Source organism: Aliarcobacter lanthieri, from assembly GCF_013201625.1.
Lineage (GTDB): Bacteria > Campylobacterota > Campylobacteria > Campylobacterales > Arcobacteraceae > Aliarcobacter > Aliarcobacter lanthieri.
The window spans coordinates 2,112,904-2,132,537 of the sequence record NZ_CP053839.1 but is presented as its reverse complement, the minus strand read 5'-3'; the positions used below and the strand labels follow the sequence as shown (position 1 = coordinate 2,132,537).

Below are 19,634 nucleotides of genomic sequence, written 5' to 3'. Positions count from 1 at the left end.
GGCACAAAATGTTTAATAATAAAAATATACTTATAACTGGTGGAACTGGAAGCTTTGGTAAAAAATATACGAAAATATTATTGGAAAAATATAAACCAAATAAAATAATAATTTTTAGTAGAGATGAATTAAAGCAGTATGAAATGTCACAAGAGTTTAATGAAAAGTGTATGAGATATTTTATAGGTGATGTAAGAGATGCTGATAGACTAAAAAAAGCTACAAAAGATGTTGATTTTATAATTCATGCAGCTGCACTTAAACATGTTCCAATAGCTGAATATAACCCTATGGAATGTATAAAAACAAATATAAATGGTGCTCAAAATGTAATAGATGCTGCACTTGAAAATGGTGTTTCAAAAGTAATTGCCCTTTCAACAGATAAAGCAGCAAATCCAGTAAATTTATATGGTGCAACAAAATTAGCTTCAGATAAACTTTTTGTTGCTGCAAATAATCTTGTAGGAAAAAGTGATATAAAATTTTCTGTTGTGAGATATGGAAATGTTGTTGGAAGTAGGGGGTCTGTTGTTCCATATTTCCAAAAACTTTTAGCAGAGGGTGTAAAAGAACTTCCAATAACTGATATAAAAATGACAAGATTCTTTATAACACTTGATGATGGTGTAAATTTTGTATTAAAGAATTTTGAAAGAATGCAAGGAGGTGAAATTTTTATTCCTAAAATTCCATCTATGAAGATAGTTGATATGGCTCTTGCTATGGCACCAAAATTACCACATAAAATAGTAGGAATAAGACCAGGTGAAAAGCTTCATGAAATTATGTGCCCAGCTGATGATAGCCATTTAACTTTAGAGTTTCATGATCATTTTGTTATAAAGCCTACTATCAAATTCACAAGTGGAGTTGATTATAGTAAAAATCTTTTGGGTGAAATAGGAAAGCCTGTTTTACAAGGATTTGAATATAACTCTGGCAATAATACACAATGGCTAACTAGTGAAGAATTTTTAGATATGGTTAAAAAAATATGAATAGTTTTATCCCTTACGGAAAACAAAGTCTTAATGAAGATGATATAAATAATGTTATTGAAGTTTTAAAATCACCTTTTTTGACAACTGGACCTAAAATAGAAGAGTTTGAAGAGAAGATTTGTGAATATACAAATGCAAAATATTGTGTTGCTGTATCAAATGGAACAGCTGCTCTTCATTTAGCTTCTTTAGTTTTATTGGAAAAAGGAGATAAAGTTTTAACAACAGTAAACTCTTTTGTTGCAACTTCAAATTCTATACTTTATGTGGGTGCAAAACTTATATTTGTAGATATTGAAGATAATGGAAATATAGATTTAGATTTATGTGAAGAAGAATTAAAAAAAGATAGTTCAATAAAAGCTATTTATGTTGTACATTTTTCTGGAAATTTAGTGAATCAAGATAAATTAAAATATTTAAAAAATAAGTACAATATTAAAATTGTAGAAGATTGTGCACATTCTTTAGGAGCAAGATTTAAAGAGATAAAAGCTGGAAGCTGTGTAAATAGTGATTGTAGTATTTTATCTTTTCATCCTGTGAAACATATTACGACAGGAGAAGGAGGAGCTGTAACTACAAATAGTAAAGAGATTTATGAAAAACTTTTACAACTAAGAGCTCATGGAATAAATAAGGTAGATTTTAAAAATCATGATATGGCAAAAGATATAAAAGGAAATCTTAATCCATGGTATTATGAAATGCACTCTTTAGGGTTTAATTATAGGATTACTGATTTTGCGTGTGCTTTAGGACTTAGTCAATTAAAAAAAGTTGATACTTTTATAAAAAATAGAAAGAATATAGCTTTAAAATATGATATAGCTTTTAAAAATACTTTGATTAAACCATTATATAATTTTGATGAAAGCTCATCTTATCACCTTTATGTTGTTAGTGTAGATTTTAAAAAACTAAATATAACAAAGGCTGAACTTTTTAATAAAATGAGAAATAAAAATATAGGTTTACAACTACATTACATTCCTATAAATAAACAACCATTTTATACAGATTTAGGGTATGGAGATGAAAAAACACCAGTTATGGATATATATTATAAAAAGTGTTTTTCTCTTCCTATGTATCCTACTTTAACTAGCGAAGAACAAGAATATGTTATTAAAATTTTATTGGAGATATTAAGTGCTTAATTGTGTTGCTATAATACCAGCACGAGGTGGAAGTAAAAGAATACCAAAAAAAAATATAAAATTTTTTCATGGGAAACCTCTTATTTCATATAGTATTGAAATTGCAATAAAGTCAAAACTTTTTTCTAAAGTTATAGTTTCAACTGATGATGAAGAGATAGCAAATATTGCTAGAAAGTATGGAGCAGAAGTTCCTTTCTTGCGTCCAAATGAATTGAGTGATGATTATATAGGAACAGGAGAAGTTATAAACCATGCTATAGAGTTCTTAAAAACTCAAGGTGACAAAATAGATTTTATTTGTACTATTTATGCAACTGCTCCTTTTTTACAAGAGAAATATTTAGTTGAAGGTTTTATTAAATTAAAAAATTCAAATGCTAAAAATACTTTTTCTTGTACTTCTATGCCATTTCCCATTCAAAGAACTTTTAAAATTACAGATAAAGAAAGATGTGAGATGTTTTGGAAAGAAAATTTTTCTAAAAGAAGTCAAGATTTAGAAGAAGCTTACCAAGATGCTGGACAATTTTATTGGACAAATTTGAATGTAGTTTCAAATGATATTATTTTTGGAAAAGATAGTATTCCTATAATCTTACCTAGATATTTAGTTCAAGATATTGATACTTTAGAAGATTGGAAAAGAGCCGAATATATGTATGAAGCTATTAAAAGAAGTGAAGAAAAATGAATATTTTGGTAAGAGCTGATTCTTCAAGTAGTATTGGAACTGGACATATTATGAGAGATTTAGTTTTGGCTAAACAATTTTCAAATGATAATATTATATTTGCTACTCAAGATTTAGATGGAAATATAAATCAAAAAGTAAAAGAAGAAAACTACAGAGTAAAGCTTTTAGAAAGCAATGATTTTGAAGAACTAAATGAACTAATTAAAAAATTAAGTATAGATTTACTAATAATTGATCACTATAAAATAGGTTATAAATTTGAAAAAAAGTTAAAAAAAGAGAATAAAAGTCTAAAAATTCTAAGTTTTGATGATACCTATGAAAAACACTATTGTGATATTTTATTAAATCATAATATCTATGCAAATACTAAAAAGTACAAAAAAAAAGTTCCTAAAAATTGTGAATTACGATGTGGGTTAGAATATACTCTTTTAAGAGAAGAGTTTTTAAAAATAAAAAATCAAAAAATAGAAAAAACAAAAACTATATTTCTAGCTATGGGTGGAGCAGACCATAAAAACTTAAATATCAAGGTTTTAAAAACTATACAAAAAAACTTGCAAAGTAGTTTTAGAGTAAATATTGTAACTACAAATGCAAATAAAAATTTAGAAAAACTTAAAAATTATTGTGAGAATAAAAGCTGGATAAACTTACAAATAAATTCAAATGAAGTAGGAAAGCTAATGTATGAAAGTAGTTTTGCTATTGTAACTCCTAGTGTTACAGTAAATGAAATTTATTATTTAGATATTCCATTTATCGCTATAAAAACTGCAAAAAACCAAAATGAGATGTATAAATATCTAATAAAAAATAACTATTATGTTTTGAAAGAGTTTGATAATAAAAAACTAAAAAAGTATCTTGAAATTTTTGGAGAGAAATATGAAAATAGGTAACTTTGATTTAAAAAAAGATGGAACATATATAATTGCTGAACTTAGTGCAAATCACAATGGAAGTTTACAAATAGCACTAGATACAATAAAAGCTGCAAAAGAGTGTGGAGCAAATGCTATAAAACTTCAGACATATACAGCTGATACTATCACCTTAAATAGTAAGAATGAAGATTTTATGATAGATGGTGGAACTTTATGGGATGGTAAAAATCTTTATGAGTTATATCAAGAAGCATATACTCCATGGGAATGGCATAAAGAGTTATTTGATTATGCAAGAAGTATAAATATAGATATTTTTTCAACTCCTTTTGATAAAAGTGCAGTTGATTTTTTGGAAACTTTAAATCCAAGTGCTTACAAAATAGCTTCTTTTGAAATAACTGATTATGAACTATTACGATACACTGCAAGTAAAGGAAAACCAATTATTATTAGTACAGGTATAGCAACTATTGATGAGATACAAGATGTAGTAAATATTTGTAAAAGTGTTGGAAATAATGATATTATCTTACTTAAGTGTACCAGCGAATATCCAGCCCCACTTGATGAAGCAAATTTAAAAACTATACCGAATATGAAAGAAACTTTTGATGTTGAGGTTGGATTTTCAGATCATACTATTGGACATATTGCACCGGTTGTTGCTGTAACTTTAGGTGCAAAAGTTATAGAAAAACATTTTATTATTGATAAATCTATTGGTGGTGCTGATTGTGAATTTTCAATGGATAAAAAAGATTTTATAGAAATGGTAAAAGCAATCAGAGATACTGAAAAACTACTTGGGATTGTAGATTATAGTTTAAATGAAAAAAGAAAAAAACAGCGTCGTTTTGCAAGAAGTTTGTATATTTCAAAAGATATAAAAGAAGGTGAAAGTTTTAGTGAAGAGAATATCAAAAGTGTACGACCATTTTATGGACTTCACCCTAAATATTTAAAAGATATTTTAGGAAAAACTGCTAAAAAAGATTATAAATTTGGGGATAGAGTTGAAAATAGTTTTTAAAGATTTTATCTTTTTAAATGATAGTGAAATAAAAGATATTTTGGAACTTAGGAATCAAAAATATATAAGAGAGAATATGATAAATACCGATATTATTAACTTTGAAAATCATATATGTTTTATAAACTCTTTAAAAACAATTACAAATAAAAAATATTTTGCTATTTTTTATGAAGAACAATTATTAGGGAGTGTTAATTTTATAAAAAATGAAGAACTATCTTGGGGATTATATTTTAGAGAAGAGGTAAATCCGATATTAAAATCACTTAGTATTTATCTTTTTTTGGATTTTATTTTTGAAAAGTTTTATGAGGATATAAACTCTTTTGTAAAAAAAAGAAATTTACAAGCATTAAATTTCAATAAACATTTTGGTTTTAAAGTTTTTAAAGAAGATGAAGATTTTGTATATTTAAAACTATCAAAAATTGATTGGGAAAATCAAAAGAATTCAAAACTACTAAAGCCAATTAAAAGATATTTGGATAAAATAGAGTATCAATTTAAGGATTAGAAGATGAGAGAAAGAATTGAAAATATCATATATGAAACTTTAAAAGAGTTAAATGAAGAGTTAGAAAATGAAACATTTTTAAATCCAAATTTAAAAACAAAACTTTATGGTGGAATTGGAGCTTTAGACTCTTTGGCACTAGTTAGTTTTATAGCTGATTTAGAAGATAAAATATCGGAAACTTTTGATAAAAATATAGTTTTGGCAGATGAAAAAGCTATGAGTGCAAAAACTTCTCCTTTTAGAAATATTGAAAGTTTAACTTTGTATATTAAATCTTTGTTGGAAGATTAATGAATAAAGTAGTAGTTATAACTGGAACATCAAAAGGAATAGGAAAAGCAATATCTTTGCACTATTTAGAAAAAGGTTTTATTGTTATTGGTTGTAGCAGAACTAATGGAACGATAACTCATACGAATTATAGACATTTTTCACTTGAAATTACAGATGAAGAAGCAGTTGTAAATATGATAAGAACGATAAAAAAAGAGTTTGGAAAAATTGATATTCTTATAAACAATGCTGGAATTGCCTCTATGAACCATATTTTGACGACTTCGCTTAATACTATTTCAAAACTTTTTAATACAAACTTTTTAGGAACTTTTCTTTTTACAAGAGAAGTTTCAAAAGTTATGATGAAAGAAAAAAATGGGAGAATTATAAATTTTACAACAGTTGCAAAGCCACTTAGACTTGAAGGAGAAGCTATTTATGCTTCAAGTAAAGCTGCTATTGAAACTTTTACACAAACAGCTTCAAAAGAGTTAAGCCCTTTTAATATAACTGTAAATGCAATAGGACCAACACCTGTGCAAACAGATTTGATAAAAGCTGTTCCAAAAGATAAAATTAATGAATTATTAAAGAAACAAACAATAAAAAGATTGGCAACATTTGAAGATATTATAAATGTGGTTGATTTTTTTTGTGATGAAAAAAGTAGTTTTATAACTGGGCAAATAGTATATCTTGGGGGAGTAAATAATTAAATGAGTTTTTTACTAGAAAAATTTAAAAGTTTTAGTCAAAAAAATGCACTACTTTTTGATGGTATTGCATATACTTATGAAGAATTTACAAATCAAATAGAATCTTATAAAAAAACTTTAGATAAATATAGTATAAAATCAAAAGTTGTAGCAATTTTGGGTGATTACTCTTTTTATAATTTATCACTATTTTTTGCACTTTTTGAGAATAAAAATATTATTGTTCCAATTACTACAAGTGTAAAAAAAATTCAAAAAGAGTTTATTGAAGAATCATTTTGTGAATATATTATAAAAACGAATGAAAAAGAACTTTTAATAGAAAATATAGAAGATAAAAGATCTCATAAAATGATAGATAATTTAAAAGATAAAAATAGTTCAGGGCTTATCTTGTTTTCAAGTGGAAGTACAGGAAAACCAAAAGCTATGATACATAATCTTGATAATCTTATAAATATCTATAAAGATAAAAAAGAAAAATCTATAAATATGTTGGTCTTTTTAATGTTTGATCACATTGGTGGGCTAAATACAGTATTCAATGCCTTATCTATGGGTAATTGTTTAATTATCCCAAAGCAAAGAGATGCTAAATCTATTTGTGAATTAATTGAAAAATATAAAATTATGCTCCTTCCTTCTAGTCCTACATTTTTAAATCTTATTTTAATCTCTGGAGAGTATGAAAAATATGATTTAAGTAGTTTAAGAATGATTACTTACGGAACAGAAACAATGCCTCAATCACTACTTTTAAAACTAAAAGCTATTTTTCCTAAAGTTAAATTCTTACAAACTTTTGGTACAAGTGAGACAGGAATAAGTACTACTACTTCAAAATCATCAGATTCTTTATTTATGAAACTTGAAGATATAAATTGTGAGTATAAAGTAGTAGAAAATGAACTTTGGTTAAGAAGTTCTACTCAAGTTTTAGGATATTTGAATGCTTCAATGGATAGTTTTACAAGTGATGGTTGGTTTAAAACAGGTGATTTAGTAGAAGTTCTTCAAGATGGGTTTTTAAAAATAATAGGAAGAAATAAAGAAATAATAAATGTTGGAGGGCAAAAAGTATTGCCAAACGAGGTAGAATCTATAATTTTGTCAATTCCACAAATTGCTGATTGTATGGTTTATGGTGAACAAAATGCTATAACAGGACAAACAGTAGTTTGTGATGTAGTTTTGAATGAAGATATTGAAAATATCAAAAAAATTATAAGACTTTTTTGTAAAGATAAATTGGACTCTTTTAAAATTCCAACAAAAGTTAATATTGTTGAAAAAACAAATTTTAGTGATAGATTCAAAAAAATTAGAAGAAAAGATTAATATGAAGATATGTACAGTTGTAGTTACTTACAATAGATATGAACTTTTAAAAGAGTGTTTGGATTCTTTATTAAATCAAACATATAAAACAGATATATTAGTTGTAAATAATGACTCAACAGATGGTACAGATATTAAAATAAAAGAGGATAAGTATTTAGAAAATGAAAATATAATTTATAAAAAATTACCTAAAAATATTGGTGGGGCAGGTGGTTTTCATTTTGGTGTAAAATTTGCACTGGATAGTAGTTATGATTATGTATGGCTTATGGATGATGATGCTGAACCTGAATTAAATGCCTTAGAAGGTTTATTAAAAAATATTGATGGTAGTAAATATAGTGCTTATGCTCCAAAACTATTTATTGGAACAAAAGAAGATAGTATTCTTTCTTTAAGTGGATATGGACATAGAGCAATGATTGATTACTATAATTGTGTACCATCTTTTCAAAAACCAATAGATCAAAAAGAGTATCAAAAAGAAAAATGTGAGATTGAAATGGCTTCATTTGTTGGGATTTTAATCCCTCTCTCATCCGTAAAAAAGGTAGGGCTACCTGAAGAGAGATTTTTTATACATCATGATGATACTGAGTACTCATTAAGACTTGCTTCTATTGGGAAAATTCTTATGATAAATAGTGTAAATATATACCATAAAGAAAAACGACAAGAAGAAAAGATACAAAGACGATTTCTATGGTTTAAAAAGAATAGAATAAAATTTGAGAAACTTTGGTTAAAGTATTTTGGACTTAGAAACTCTATATTTATAGCTTTAAAATATGGTAAAGGTTATAAGAGATACTTTTTTATTATTAAACTATATCTAGAATTGATAAAAGATATAATTTTATATGATGATAAAAAATACATTCGGTTAGTATTTGCAACTAACTCTTTCTTTGATGGTATAAGAGGAGTTTTTGACAATGATAAACCAACTAAGATTTTAAAAGGTAAAAGATGATAGATTATATAGTTGTTGGAAGTGGATTAGCTGGAGTTGTATTAGCTCAAAATATGGCTACACAACTTAATAAAAAAGTTTTAATTATAGAAAAAAGAAATCATATTGGTGGGAATTGCTATGATTTAAAAGATGAAAATAATATTTTAGTTCATAAATATGGACCACATCTTTTTCACACAAATGATAAAGAAGTAGTTGCTTATTTATCAAATTTTACTTCTTGGGATATTTATAATCATGAAGTTTTAGCATATATTGATGGTAAAAAAGTTCCAATACCTTTTAATTTTAATACCTTATATGAAGTTTTTCCAAAACAAAAAGCAGAACTTTTAGAAAAAAAACTTTTAGAAAATTATGAGTATAACTCTAAAATCCCAATTCTTGAACTTAAAAAATCAAAAGATAAAGATTTACAATTTTTAGCAGATTTTATCTATGAAAAAATATTTGTGAACTATACAGCAAAGCAGTGGGACATGAAACCAGAAGATATGGATGGAGCAGTAACTGCAAGAGTTCCAGTTTTTATAGGTCGTGATAATAGATATTTTAACGATAGCTATCAAATGCTTCCAAAAGATGGTTATACTAAAATGATAGAAAATATGTTAAATCATAAAAATATAAAACTAATGCTAAATACAGATTTTAAAGAGATTTGTGAAATAAAAGATAAAGATCTTTATCTTTTTGATAGAAAGTTTGATGGGAAAGTTATATATACTGGGCAAATTGATGAATTGTTTGATTATAAATTTGGAGAACTTCCTTATAGAAGTGTAGATATGAGATTTGAAACTATTGAAAAAGATTTTTATCAAGAAAAAGCAACTGTAAACTATCCAAATGATTATGATTTTACAAGAATAACTGAATTTAAACATATTCACACTATAAATTCAGCTAAAACAACTATTTTGAAAGAATATCCACAAGAGTATATAAAAGATGTAAATACTCCATATTACCCAATATTTACACAAAAGAATCAAGAAAAATATAATCAATATTTAAGCTACTCAAAAGAGTTTCAAAATCTTATATTAGTAGGAAGACTTGCAGAGTATAAATACTATGATATAGATGATATAGTTAAAAGAGCATTAGATATTTTCAAGGAAAATTTTAAGTGAAAATTTTAATAACTGGCGGAGCTGGATATATAGGAAGCCATGTTGCTAAGCAACTTTTAGAAACTACTTCTTATGAAATAACTATTTTAGATAATTTATCAACAGGAAATATTGAAGCTATAAATATATTAAAAAATATAAGAGAGTTTAATTTTATAAATCTTGATTTAAAAGAGTTTGATAAAATAAAGGAAGTTTTAGAGCAAAATAAATTTGATGTGATTATTCATTTTGCAGCATATAGTATAGTTTCAGAATCTATGCAAGACCCTTTTAAATACTATTTTAATAACACAATTAATACAACAAATTTAATAAAATGTGCAGTTGAAACAGGTGTTAAGAAATTTATTTTTTCAAGTACAGCAGCAGTTTATGGAGATGTTCAACAAAATAGTAAGATAAAAGAAGATTTTCCTACAAATCCTATAAATCCTTATGGTATGAGTAAACTAATGAGTGAAAAGGTTTTACAAGATACAAAGAAAATTTCAAAAGATTTTAAATATATAATTTTTAGATATTTTAATGTTGCTGGAGCTGATATATTTTATAAAGATAATATATTACTCCCAAGAATTGGTGAGAAACATGAGCCAGAGACTCATCTTATCCCACTTGTAGTAAAAACAGCTTTAGGTAAAAGAGAAGTTTTAAATATATATGGAGATGATTTTGATACATATGATGGTAGTTGTATAAGAGATTATATTCATGTAGAAGATTTAGCAAATGCACACATAGAAGCTATCTCTTATCTTGAAGAAAATGATAGTGATATTTTTAATTTAGGATATGCAAAAGGTTATAGTGTAAAAGAGATTGTAAATAGTATAAAAAATATAACAAATTGTGATTTTAAAACTCAAATTATAGAAAGAAGAGAAGGGGATCCAGCTTTTTTAGTATCAGATAATGGTAAGATTTTAGATAAAATGAAATGGAAGCCAAAATTTAATAATTTGGAATTAATTTGTAAAAGTGCATATGAATGGGAGAAATCTATATGAAAGATTTAGGAATAGTAATTTGTAATTTTAATAAAGTTGATTATCTAAAAGGTTGTTTAGAAACTTTATATAAATCAAACTTTGAGAATTTAACTTATGATGTGATAGTTGTAGATAATGCTTCAACAGATGGAAGTAGTAATTTTATAAAAAATAACTATCCACAAATTATACTTTTAGAAAATGAAACTAATACTGGTGGTTCAGGTGGTTTTGATAGAGGTATAAGATATACTATGCAAAAAGAATATGATTATGTAGTGTTATTAGATAATGATATTTTACTTGAATTTAATACTATTTTAAATCTTCACAAATATATAAAAATAAATCCAAAAGTTGGAGTTGTTGGATCAAAAATATGTACTATGGATAATAAAGATATTTTACAAGAGATGGGATCGTTTATAGATTTTGATAATAAATTTAATATATATACTCCTTTAAAGTCACATAAAGATGATAATTCTTTACCTGAAATTGTAGTTTGTGATTATGTTCCTGCTTGTTGTATGATAACATCGAAAGATGTATTAAAAAAAGTTGGAAGCTTTAATACACATCATTTTATATATTGGGATGATATGGATTGGTGTACTAGAGTAAAAAAGTCTGGATATGAGATCCATGCTATAAACAGTTCAAGAGTATTTCATAAAATGGGAGCAGCAAATCATACAAATACTTTTGGCTTTTACTATTTTGAAAGAAATAAAATAATGTTTTTTCTTAAATATTTAGAAGATAATAAATTTGACAATTTTGTAAAAAGTATTTGTAATTGGTTAATTTCACTGACTTTTTTTTCAAATTTAAAAGGAAACTATGCTACTCCTAAATCTTTCTTATGCTCTATTGATGATCTACTTATTGGAAAACTAGGTAAACAAGATGACAGTATTTTTATAAAAGAGCCTGAACAAAATATTTTTGATAAATATAATCTAGAAAATACAGATAATATTATAATTCATATGCAAAAAGATATGTATTCAAATAGAAGAGTTTATTTGTATTTAAAAAACTTTTATAAAAATATATCTATTTATTGTGATGAAGAAAATTATGATTTAATCAAATCAAATTTTGATGAAAAACCAATTTCTAAAAAAGAATTTTTAGAAAATAGTTTTAAAACTATTTTTTATGTACAAGAGCATATCTTAGATTTTAAAGAAGATAAAAATTTTGATGATAGATATATTTTTATAGATCAATTTCTAAATGTAGTAAATCTAAATGAAATCAAAAATATAAATAGTCAATATACTATGTATGAAGATATATTTAGAAATATATATCAACCAGTTTTATATAAAAAGTTTAGAATGATAAGAGATAGATTAAGGAAAATAAATATTTTATGAACAATAAAGTTAGTGTAATTATACCGGTTTACAATATGCAAGAATATATTGAAGAGTGTTTAAACTCTATTATAAATCAAACTTTAAAAGATATAGAAATTTTATGTATAGATGATTGTTCAAATGATAATTCAGCTTACATAATAAAAGACTTTATAATAGAAGATAAAAGAATAAAGTATATAAAATTAGATAAAAACTCAGGTTCTGCCATAGCTAGGAATATAGGTATAAATGAAGCAAATGGAGAATTTGTAATATTTATGGATCCTGATGATTATTATTATGATAATACTGTATTAGAAAGATTATATCTTACTGCAAAAAATAAAAATGTAAAAGTTGTTGCTGGAAATATTCTTGCTTTTGATGTAGAAAATAATTTAAAAGGTAAGTTTAGAGAAGAATCTCATTTTATACAAGATAAATATTATAGTTTTAGGAATGAATACTATTCATGTTTTGGCTATCAAAGTTTTTTATTCAATACAAAATTTTTGAAAGAAAATAATTTGTATTTTCCTAATTATTTAAGAAGACAAGATCCTGTATTTTTTTTAAATGTTATGTTACTTCATGATAACTTTTTTGCAATTAATTATAATATATATGTTTATAGACTATTTTATAAAAAAGTTAATTGGGACATTAGGAAAAAAAGAGATTTTATAAACGCATATAAAGAAAATTTTGATATTTTTAATAAAGAGAATTTACCATATCATTTTATGACAGAATTCTTAGATTTTAAATATCATGTTCTATTAGAAAATCAATTTAAAATAGATAAAGATATTTCTATAAATGTTGAAAATACTAAACATTGTATATCTTATAAACTATTAAAAAAAGGAGTTTTATCAAAAATACAACAACATGAAAAAGATTATATTTATAAAATATTACAAAAACTAAAAGATTATTCAAATAAAAGAATTATTATTTATGGTTTTGGAAATATTGGATTAATGTTATATGAACAACTTCAAAATGAATATACTATTAATCAAATAGTTGATAAGAATCTATATAATATAAGTGTAGATAAACATAAAATTTCATCTAAAATTGATAAAAGCCATAGGGAAGATATAGTTATTTTAACTGTATTAAATGAAGAAGTAAAAGTTGAAATTTTGGAAGAACTTTATTTACTAGGCTTTTCTAAAGAGCAAATTTTGTTTAATTAACATTATATTTAATCATCATTTCCAAAGATATCTCTAGTATAAACTTTATCTTCAATATCTCTTAAAGTTTCACTTAATCTATTTGCTACTATTACATCTGAAATAGTTTTAAACTCTTCTAAATCTTTTATTACTTTTGAATTAAAAAAAGTATCTTCTTTTAATACTGGTTCATAAACTACTACTTCTATACCTTTTGCTTTTATTCTTTTCATTATTCCTTGTATTGCACTACTTCTAAAGTTATCACTTCCACTTTTCATCACAAGTCTATAAATGCCTACAATTTTAGGATTCTTAGAAATTATTGAATCTGCTATAAAATCTTTTCTTGTAGAGTTTGATTTTACAATTGCTTCAATTAAGTTACTTGGAACTTCACTATAGTTTGCTAAGAGTTGTTTTGTATCTTTTGGCAAACAATATCCTCCATATCCAAAGCTTGGATTATTATAGTGATTTCCTATTCTTGGGTCTAGTCCCACACCATCAATAATTTGTTTTGTATCAAGCTTATGTATTTGTGCATAGCTATCAAGTTCATTAAAATATGCAACTCTCATAGCAAGATATGTATTTGAAAATAGTTTTATAGCTTCAGCTTCTGTTGAATCTGTAAAAAGTATTGGAATATCTTTTTTTATAGCACCTTGTGATAAAAGAGTTGCAAAAGCTTCTGCTCGTTTACTTTTTTCTCCTACAATTATCCTACTTGGATACAAGTTATCATAAAGAGCTTTTCCTTCTCTTAAAAACTCTGGAGAAAATATTATATTATTTGTATTAAACTTCTCTCTTAAGCTTTTTGTATATCCAACTGGAACTGTTGATTTTATAATCATAGTTGCATTTGGATTTATCTCTAATACATCTTTTATAACTGCTTCAACAGATTTTGTATTAAAGTAGTTTGTTTGTGGGTCATAATCTGTTGGAGTTGCAATTATTACAAAATCTGCATCTTTATAAGCTTCATTCTTATCTAAAGTTGCTTTAAAATTAATATTGTCTTTCTTTAGATATTCTTCAATCTCTTTATCCTCAATAGGAGATATCTTTTTATTTAATATCTCTACTTTAGAATGAACTATATCTAGTGCTATTACTTCATTATTTTGAGCTAATAGTAAACCATTACTTAAACCTACATATCCTGTCCCTGCAATTGCTATTTTCATTTTTTAGCTACCACAAAAAAACCAGCACTTTCAATCGACCAACCTCTATGTTGAGAGTCTAACCAAGGGGCTAGTTTTTGTAAACTATACCAAAATGGAAATAAAAAGGCTTTTGTTAAACTTTTACGAAAAGTTGAACCTTTTATCCATTTTAGGCTGAAATAATTCATTTTTAAAAACCACATAGTGAAAAAACCAGTAGTTGGTTGAACTTTAATATCTTTATAACCTGCTTTTTCAAACATATATTTTAAACCATAAGGTGTATATCTAAAATAATCATGTGGTGCTTCATGAATTCTCCACATCCAAGGAACTCCTAAAATTATAGTTCCATCTTTTTTTAATATTCTGTAACTTTCATTTAAAAATATTTGAGGTTCACAAAGATGTTCCATCACAGAAAGTGAAATTATTGTATCTGCAAAGTCATCTTCTATTTCTATTTTTTTATTTAAATCAGAAATAATATCTGCTTTAGAGTTATGTAATGTCTTAGTCCAGTCAACACCAATATATTTATTTACATATTGCAAAAAATAGTTTTTATGAGATGCTTCTCCACATCCTAAATCTACTAATGTACCTTTATAATATTTTGAATATGATTCTATCCATTTATCACTTATATCGTATATTAGCCAATTATATGGTTTTTTATTACTATGGAATTCACTTGGTTTAATCATTTATTTATTTTCTTTACTACAATATTTATATGTTTTTCTTCTCTAAATGTATAAACTTTTCTATAATATTTCCAGTTTACATAATAAGATACAAATTTTTTAATGATGAAATTATTTTGAAATAAAGAAGGAAAGGAATTTAATGTTTTTTCTATAAATCTATCTTTGTATAATCTACTTAAATCTGTTATTTGCAAATTATTATGTTTTTGTAATATTTGAATAATACTTTTTGAAGTAATCCATGTTAATCCATTTAATCGATCAGTTGGTTTTCCAAGTAAACTAACATAAAAAGCAGCTAGTTTTTTATTCATTTTAGGTAAAAAAGGTAAAGAATAATGGGGTTCAAAAAAACTATCATAATCAGGAGCAAATATTCTTAGTTTTCCATTGTCTTTTAAAACTCTTATTAATTCACTAATACATTTTTCTACATCTTGTACATGTTCTAATGTTTGATATGTTTGAATATAATCAAATGTTTCATTATTGTATGGCAAAGATTCTCCTACGCCTTTTACAACTCTGTTTCCTATTGAACCTTCAAATCCACACTCTTTATATTTAAGTGACATATATTCATGTTGCCATTCTCCAGGTTCAATAGCATAAACATCATAACCTTTTTCTAATCCATGAAAGAAAAAAGTTCCAACTCCACAAGCCATATCAAGAATTTTTCCATATTGATCATTAAATCGTTCTATTTCAGCCCAAAGATGATTATCTCTGCTATGATCATGCCAACGCTCAATTAGATCTTCAATAAACTCTTGTGAAGAAATTGACCCCGATAACTCTTTTCTTAAAATATCTTTTGAAGTAATCATTTAAAAAAATCTTTTATTTTATTGCAGATAGTTTCAATATCATTTTTAGTTAATCCATAATACAATGGAAGACGGATAATTCTTTCACTCTCTTTTGTTGTAAATTCATCTTTTTGATGAAAATATCCAAAGTTTTTTCCTGCTACTGATGAATGAAGAGGTACATAATGAAAAACTGATTCAACATTATTTTCTCTTAAAAAGTGAATTAATTTTTGTCTCTCCTCTAAATCTTTTACTTTAATATAAAACATGTGTGCATTGTTAGTGCAATTTTTAGGAATATTAGAAATTTGTAAAAATTCATTATTTTCAAGTCTTTTATGATATAGATTCCAAGAGTTTAATCTATTTTTCTGAATCTCTTCAATTTTTTCTAGCTGAGCCCATAAAAATGCTGCACTTATATCATTCATTAAATAGCTACTTCCAATATCTACCCATGAGTATTTATCAACTAATCCTCTAAAAAATAAACTTCTATTAGTTCCTTTTTCTCTAATAATTTCTGCTCTATCTTTAAATCTTTCATCATTTATGATTAAAAGCCCACCTTCCCCGGCACTTGTAATATTTTTAGTTTCATGGAAACTATAAGCTCCTAAATGACCAATCGTTCCAAGAGCTTTACCTTTATATGAACTCATAATTGCTTGAGCCGCATCTTCTACAACAAAAAGGTTATATTGAGTTGCGATGTTCATTATTGTATCCATTTCACATGCAACTCCTGCATAATGAACAGGAATAATAGCTTTTGACTTACTTGTAATTGCTGCTTCTATTTTAGTTTCATCAATATTCATTGTATCTGGACGAATATCAACAAAAACAATTTTAGCTCCTCTTAGAGCAAAAGCATTTGCTGTACTTACAAAAGTATATGATGGCATTATAACTTCATCACCATCTTTTATATCAAGTAGTAATGCAGCCATTTCAAGTGCATGGGTACAAGAAGTTGTTAGCAGTGCTTTTTTACAAAACAAATTATTTTCAAACCATTGATGACATTTTTTTGTAAATGGTCCATCTCCTGATATTTTATTATTATATAATGCTTCTGTAATAAATTTATTCTCATTTCCTGTTACAGGTGGTCTATTGAAGTGAATTAACATTATTTATCTTCCAAGTATTTTTTTAGGCAAACTGTTTCAAATGTTGAATATTTTTTCCTATCTATACATTCAAACCAAATATCTTCTTGTTCTTCTATGAGTTTTATTTTCTCTAAAAACTCTTGAGTATGATAATCTCTTGGTATAACTATAACTCCTGTATCATCGCAAACAGCAATAGCATCTTTATAATAGTTTTGTTTCTCTTCTATAATTATTTTTAAATCATCATCGATTGTAACTGGTTCATTTATGTATCCAACTGGATTAAACCCTTTACACCAAATAGGCCAATTTTCTTTTATTAATCTAGGGGCATCTCTTAGTAAACCATTGGTTACAATAGAACTTGCTTGTCTATATAAAAGTATATACTTAGAAACTAAGTCTCCAAAAATTGCTTTATCAAAGGTATCAAAAGTTTCAATAACTACTACATCACCATCTTGTACATTTTCTATTTGTTTATGAACATCCCAGTTGGTTCCACCACTAGCATAAACCCAAAATAAATTACCTACTTTAAAATGTCCTCTATTAATTGCACTAACATTAAATATTGAACCGCTTTTCCCCATACAATCTGCAAGTTCAGTTGTTGAAACTCTATTTCTTTTAATGAAATCTATAATATTCTTTTTCATTTTTGAACCTTTTAAAAATAGTATCTTCTTCTTCAAAACTTTGGTCTTTGAAAATAAAAACAGAAAACTCAAATGGCATATAATTATTTTTTAGTATAACATTTTTACTTAATTTATATGCCATATCCAAAATTTTTAATGGGTTACTATGAAATGTGTGTTCATATTGAAAATCTACTTTATCAGATAGAAAATCAAAAGCAATCCCTTCCCTCGAAAGTTCAAAGGCTTTTTTCATAAAAGCTTCAATAAATTCATAGTTGTTATTATCTAAAAGTTTAAAATTAAAAACACCAGATGCGACGATAATATCAAATGGTTTATCTAATGATACTTTTAAAAAATCATCTAAAATGAAATTAATATTATATTCATTTTTATAAATATTTTTTGCTTCATTTATTAAATCTTCTACTATATCAATTCCTAAATATTGATATTTGGTACTTTTTTGTTTTAATAATATATTTGCATCACCAAAACCACATCCAATATCTAAAATAGATTTATTTTCTAAATTAAACTCTTCAAATAAAATATGATATCTTAAATCTTGTTTTCCTTTGTCCCAACCTAAAGTTTTTGGTGAAAATCCAAAAAATTTATATCTATTTGAGTATCTTGTTATTACTTCATCTTTATCTTTTTTAGGCATCTCTTTTAGATTATTTTCAAATATAACTTTTACACTATTTTCTATAGCTTTAACTCTATTGTTTAATTCGCTCAAACTAGAAGCTTTTGCAATAAAATAACCAGTTCTACTTCTATCATCAGCAGGTTTGAATAGTTCATCTCCAATATCAAATTCTAATTCTAAATCCAAAACATTTTTGTCTTTTTTTTGGATATTTTGGTTTATTATATTTTTAACTTTTCCTGTTCCAAAATCAAAAAATTTTAAAATGCCAAAATTATAAGAACTTGATTTTTGTTCATAATTTACAATTTCTCCTAAAGAATTTTTAATTAAAAATTCATTGCTATCATAAGCACTTAATGTGGGAGTAATTAAAGAAGAAATTTTTGTTCCACCACCTCTTATTGCCGCTTCTATTAAATAAAACTTTCCTTCATAATATTTATATTCTACATGAGTTATTGCAAAGGAAACATTTTTAAAGAGTTGATTATTAATTAATTTAAGTTTTTCAATATCAAATTCATCAAATACTGGTTGATATTGTAATGAATTTGCAATTCCTACTAAATTTTTAAAATATATTTTTTTTGATACACAAAATGTATGGTGAGAACCATTTTTATACTTATATCCTTCAGCTGTTAATTCAAATCCACCTATAAACTCTTCTGCAAGAAATTCACTGGTATTACAATTTGATAACGTAAATTTATAAGCATCATCAATTTCATCTAAATTGTTTATAAATCTTAACCCTCTGCTTGATTGATTATTTGTTGGTTTTATTATAATTGGTTTGTTGATTGAAGTAAAAAAATTTATTAAATCATTTTTATTTTTGCATAAACAATATTTTGGATGATGTAAATCTTCAAAAATAAGTTGTTCTCTCATTTTAGATTTATTTGTAAAAAGTTCAGCTATTGAAATTCCAACTCCATTAAGTCCTAATTTTTCATTTATGTAAGCAACTGTATTTACTGCAATATCACTTTGATCTGTTATAACTGCATCTACATTGTACTTTTTAGCAATTTCTAAATTTTTTTCTTTATCAAGAACATTTGCAACATAAGAATAATCAGAAAATTCAAATGCAGGAGAATTTTCATATAAATTTGAACATATAACAACATGTCCTAACTCTTTGGCTTTTTGTACAATAGGTACTTGCCATTTTCCTCCACCTACAACTAATATTTTTTTCATT

At 25.5% G+C, this 19,634-nt stretch carries 20 protein-coding genes; 14 read left to right on the top strand and 6 right to left on the bottom strand.

Features of this window, described 5'->3' with window-relative positions; all coding sequences use genetic code 11:
- Nucleotides 1-8 precede the first annotated feature (8 nt).
- Genes pseB through ALANTH_RS10610 form a run of 14 tightly spaced genes read left to right on the top strand, consistent with a single transcriptional unit; the run spans nt 9 to nt 13,316 of the window.
- A complete protein-coding gene (pseB, locus tag ALANTH_RS10675; RefSeq protein ID WP_026804221.1) occupies nt 9-1,001 on the top strand; it encodes a UDP-N-acetylglucosamine 4,6-dehydratase (inverting) in 993 nt (330 codons plus the stop codon).
- Complete coding sequence (gene pseC, locus ALANTH_RS10670; RefSeq protein WP_026808342.1) at nt 998-2,164, top strand: UDP-4-amino-4,6-dideoxy-N-acetyl-beta-L-altrosamine transaminase; 1,167 nt, start codon at nt 998-1,000, stop codon at nt 2,162-2,164. Before pseB ends, pseC begins: the two co-directional genes overlap by 4 nt.
- A complete protein-coding gene (gene pseF, locus ALANTH_RS10665) occupies nt 2,157-2,858 on the top strand; it encodes a pseudaminic acid cytidylyltransferase (RefSeq protein ID WP_026808343.1) in 702 nt (233 codons plus the stop codon). The genes pseC and pseF overlap by 8 nt, the downstream gene beginning before the upstream one ends.
- Entirely contained in the window at nt 2,855-3,766 is a 912-nt protein-coding gene (gene pseG, locus ALANTH_RS10660; protein WP_026808344.1) for a UDP-2,4-diacetamido-2,4,6-trideoxy-beta-L-altropyranose hydrolase, read from the top strand. The genes pseF and pseG overlap by 4 nt, the downstream gene beginning before the upstream one ends.
- Complete coding sequence (gene pseI / locus ALANTH_RS10655; RefSeq protein ID WP_026808345.1) at nt 3,753-4,784, top strand: pseudaminic acid synthase; 1,032 nt, start codon at nt 3,753-3,755, stop codon at nt 4,782-4,784. The genes pseG and pseI overlap by 14 nt, the downstream gene beginning before the upstream one ends.
- Nucleotides 4,768-5,301: a hypothetical protein gene (locus tag ALANTH_RS10650; protein ID WP_026808346.1), complete on the top strand. Its 534-nt coding sequence runs from the start codon at nt 4,768-4,770 to the stop codon at nt 5,299-5,301. Before pseI ends, ALANTH_RS10650 begins: the two co-directional genes overlap by 17 nt.
- A gap of 3 nt (nt 5,302-5,304) precedes the next feature.
- Nucleotides 5,305-5,595, top strand: coding sequence for a hypothetical protein (locus tag ALANTH_RS10645; RefSeq protein ID WP_026808347.1), 291 nt, complete (start codon nt 5,305-5,307; stop codon nt 5,593-5,595).
- Nucleotides 5,595-6,296: an SDR family NAD(P)-dependent oxidoreductase gene (locus tag ALANTH_RS10640; protein WP_026808348.1), complete on the top strand. Its 702-nt coding sequence runs from the start codon at nt 5,595-5,597 to the stop codon at nt 6,294-6,296. Before ALANTH_RS10645 ends, ALANTH_RS10640 begins: the two co-directional genes overlap by 1 nt.
- On the top strand, nt 6,297-7,634 hold the full coding sequence (locus ALANTH_RS10635) for an ANL family adenylate-forming protein (RefSeq protein ID WP_026808349.1): 1,338 nt from the start codon (nt 6,297-6,299) through the stop codon (nt 7,632-7,634).
- Entirely contained in the window at nt 7,600-8,610 is a 1,011-nt protein-coding gene (locus ALANTH_RS10630; protein ID WP_172658517.1) for a glycosyltransferase family 2 protein, read from the top strand. The genes ALANTH_RS10635 and ALANTH_RS10630 overlap by 35 nt, the downstream gene beginning before the upstream one ends.
- Nucleotides 8,607-9,749, top strand: coding sequence for a UDP-galactopyranose mutase (glf, locus tag ALANTH_RS10625; protein ID WP_026808350.1), 1,143 nt, complete (start codon nt 8,607-8,609; stop codon nt 9,747-9,749). The genes ALANTH_RS10630 and glf overlap by 4 nt, the downstream gene beginning before the upstream one ends.
- Nucleotides 9,746-10,759 carry a UDP-glucose 4-epimerase GalE gene (gene galE / locus ALANTH_RS10620; protein WP_026808351.1) on the top strand — a complete coding sequence of 338 codons (1,014 nt, stop codon included), beginning with the start codon at nt 9,746-9,748 and terminating at the stop codon, nt 10,757-10,759. Before glf ends, galE begins: the two co-directional genes overlap by 4 nt.
- Nucleotides 10,741-12,126, top strand: a complete 1,386-nt coding sequence (locus ALANTH_RS10615; protein ID WP_026808352.1) for a glycosyltransferase family 2 protein — start codon at nt 10,741-10,743, stop codon at nt 12,124-12,126. Before galE ends, ALANTH_RS10615 begins: the two co-directional genes overlap by 19 nt.
- Nucleotides 12,123-13,316: a glycosyltransferase family 2 protein gene (locus ALANTH_RS10610; protein WP_051488724.1), complete on the top strand. Its 1,194-nt coding sequence runs from the start codon at nt 12,123-12,125 to the stop codon at nt 13,314-13,316. The genes ALANTH_RS10615 and ALANTH_RS10610 overlap by 4 nt, the downstream gene beginning before the upstream one ends.
- 8 nt (nt 13,317-13,324) lie before the next feature.
- On the opposite strand, the gene ALANTH_RS10605 is transcribed toward ALANTH_RS10610, so the two are convergent.
- Genes ALANTH_RS10605 through ALANTH_RS10580 form a run of 6 tightly spaced genes read right to left on the bottom strand, consistent with a single transcriptional unit; the run spans nt 13,325 to nt 19,633 of the window.
- Nucleotides 13,325-14,494: a nucleotide sugar dehydrogenase gene (locus ALANTH_RS10605; protein ID WP_026808353.1), complete on the bottom strand. Its 1,170-nt coding sequence runs from the start codon at nt 14,492-14,494 to the stop codon at nt 13,325-13,327.
- On the bottom strand, nt 14,491-15,183 hold the full coding sequence (locus ALANTH_RS10600; RefSeq protein ID WP_026808354.1) for a class I SAM-dependent methyltransferase: 693 nt from the start codon (nt 15,181-15,183) through the stop codon (nt 14,491-14,493). The genes ALANTH_RS10605 and ALANTH_RS10600 overlap by 4 nt, the downstream gene beginning before the upstream one ends.
- Nucleotides 15,180-16,016: a class I SAM-dependent methyltransferase gene (locus tag ALANTH_RS10595; RefSeq protein ID WP_026808355.1), complete on the bottom strand. Its 837-nt coding sequence runs from the start codon at nt 16,014-16,016 to the stop codon at nt 15,180-15,182. The genes ALANTH_RS10600 and ALANTH_RS10595 overlap by 4 nt, the downstream gene beginning before the upstream one ends.
- Complete coding sequence (gene rffA, locus ALANTH_RS10590) at nt 16,013-17,137, bottom strand: dTDP-4-amino-4,6-dideoxygalactose transaminase (RefSeq protein ID WP_026808356.1); 1,125 nt, start codon at nt 17,135-17,137, stop codon at nt 16,013-16,015. The genes ALANTH_RS10595 and rffA overlap by 4 nt, the downstream gene beginning before the upstream one ends.
- Nucleotides 17,137-17,781, bottom strand: coding sequence for an RraA family protein (locus tag ALANTH_RS10585; RefSeq protein WP_026804179.1), 645 nt, complete (start codon nt 17,779-17,781; stop codon nt 17,137-17,139). The genes rffA and ALANTH_RS10585 overlap by 1 nt, the downstream gene beginning before the upstream one ends.
- Nucleotides 17,753-19,633, bottom strand: a complete 1,881-nt coding sequence (locus ALANTH_RS10580) for a methyltransferase domain-containing protein (protein WP_026808357.1) — start codon at nt 19,631-19,633, stop codon at nt 17,753-17,755. The genes ALANTH_RS10585 and ALANTH_RS10580 overlap by 29 nt, the downstream gene beginning before the upstream one ends.
- Between the last annotated feature and the right edge of the window lies 1 nt (nt 19,634).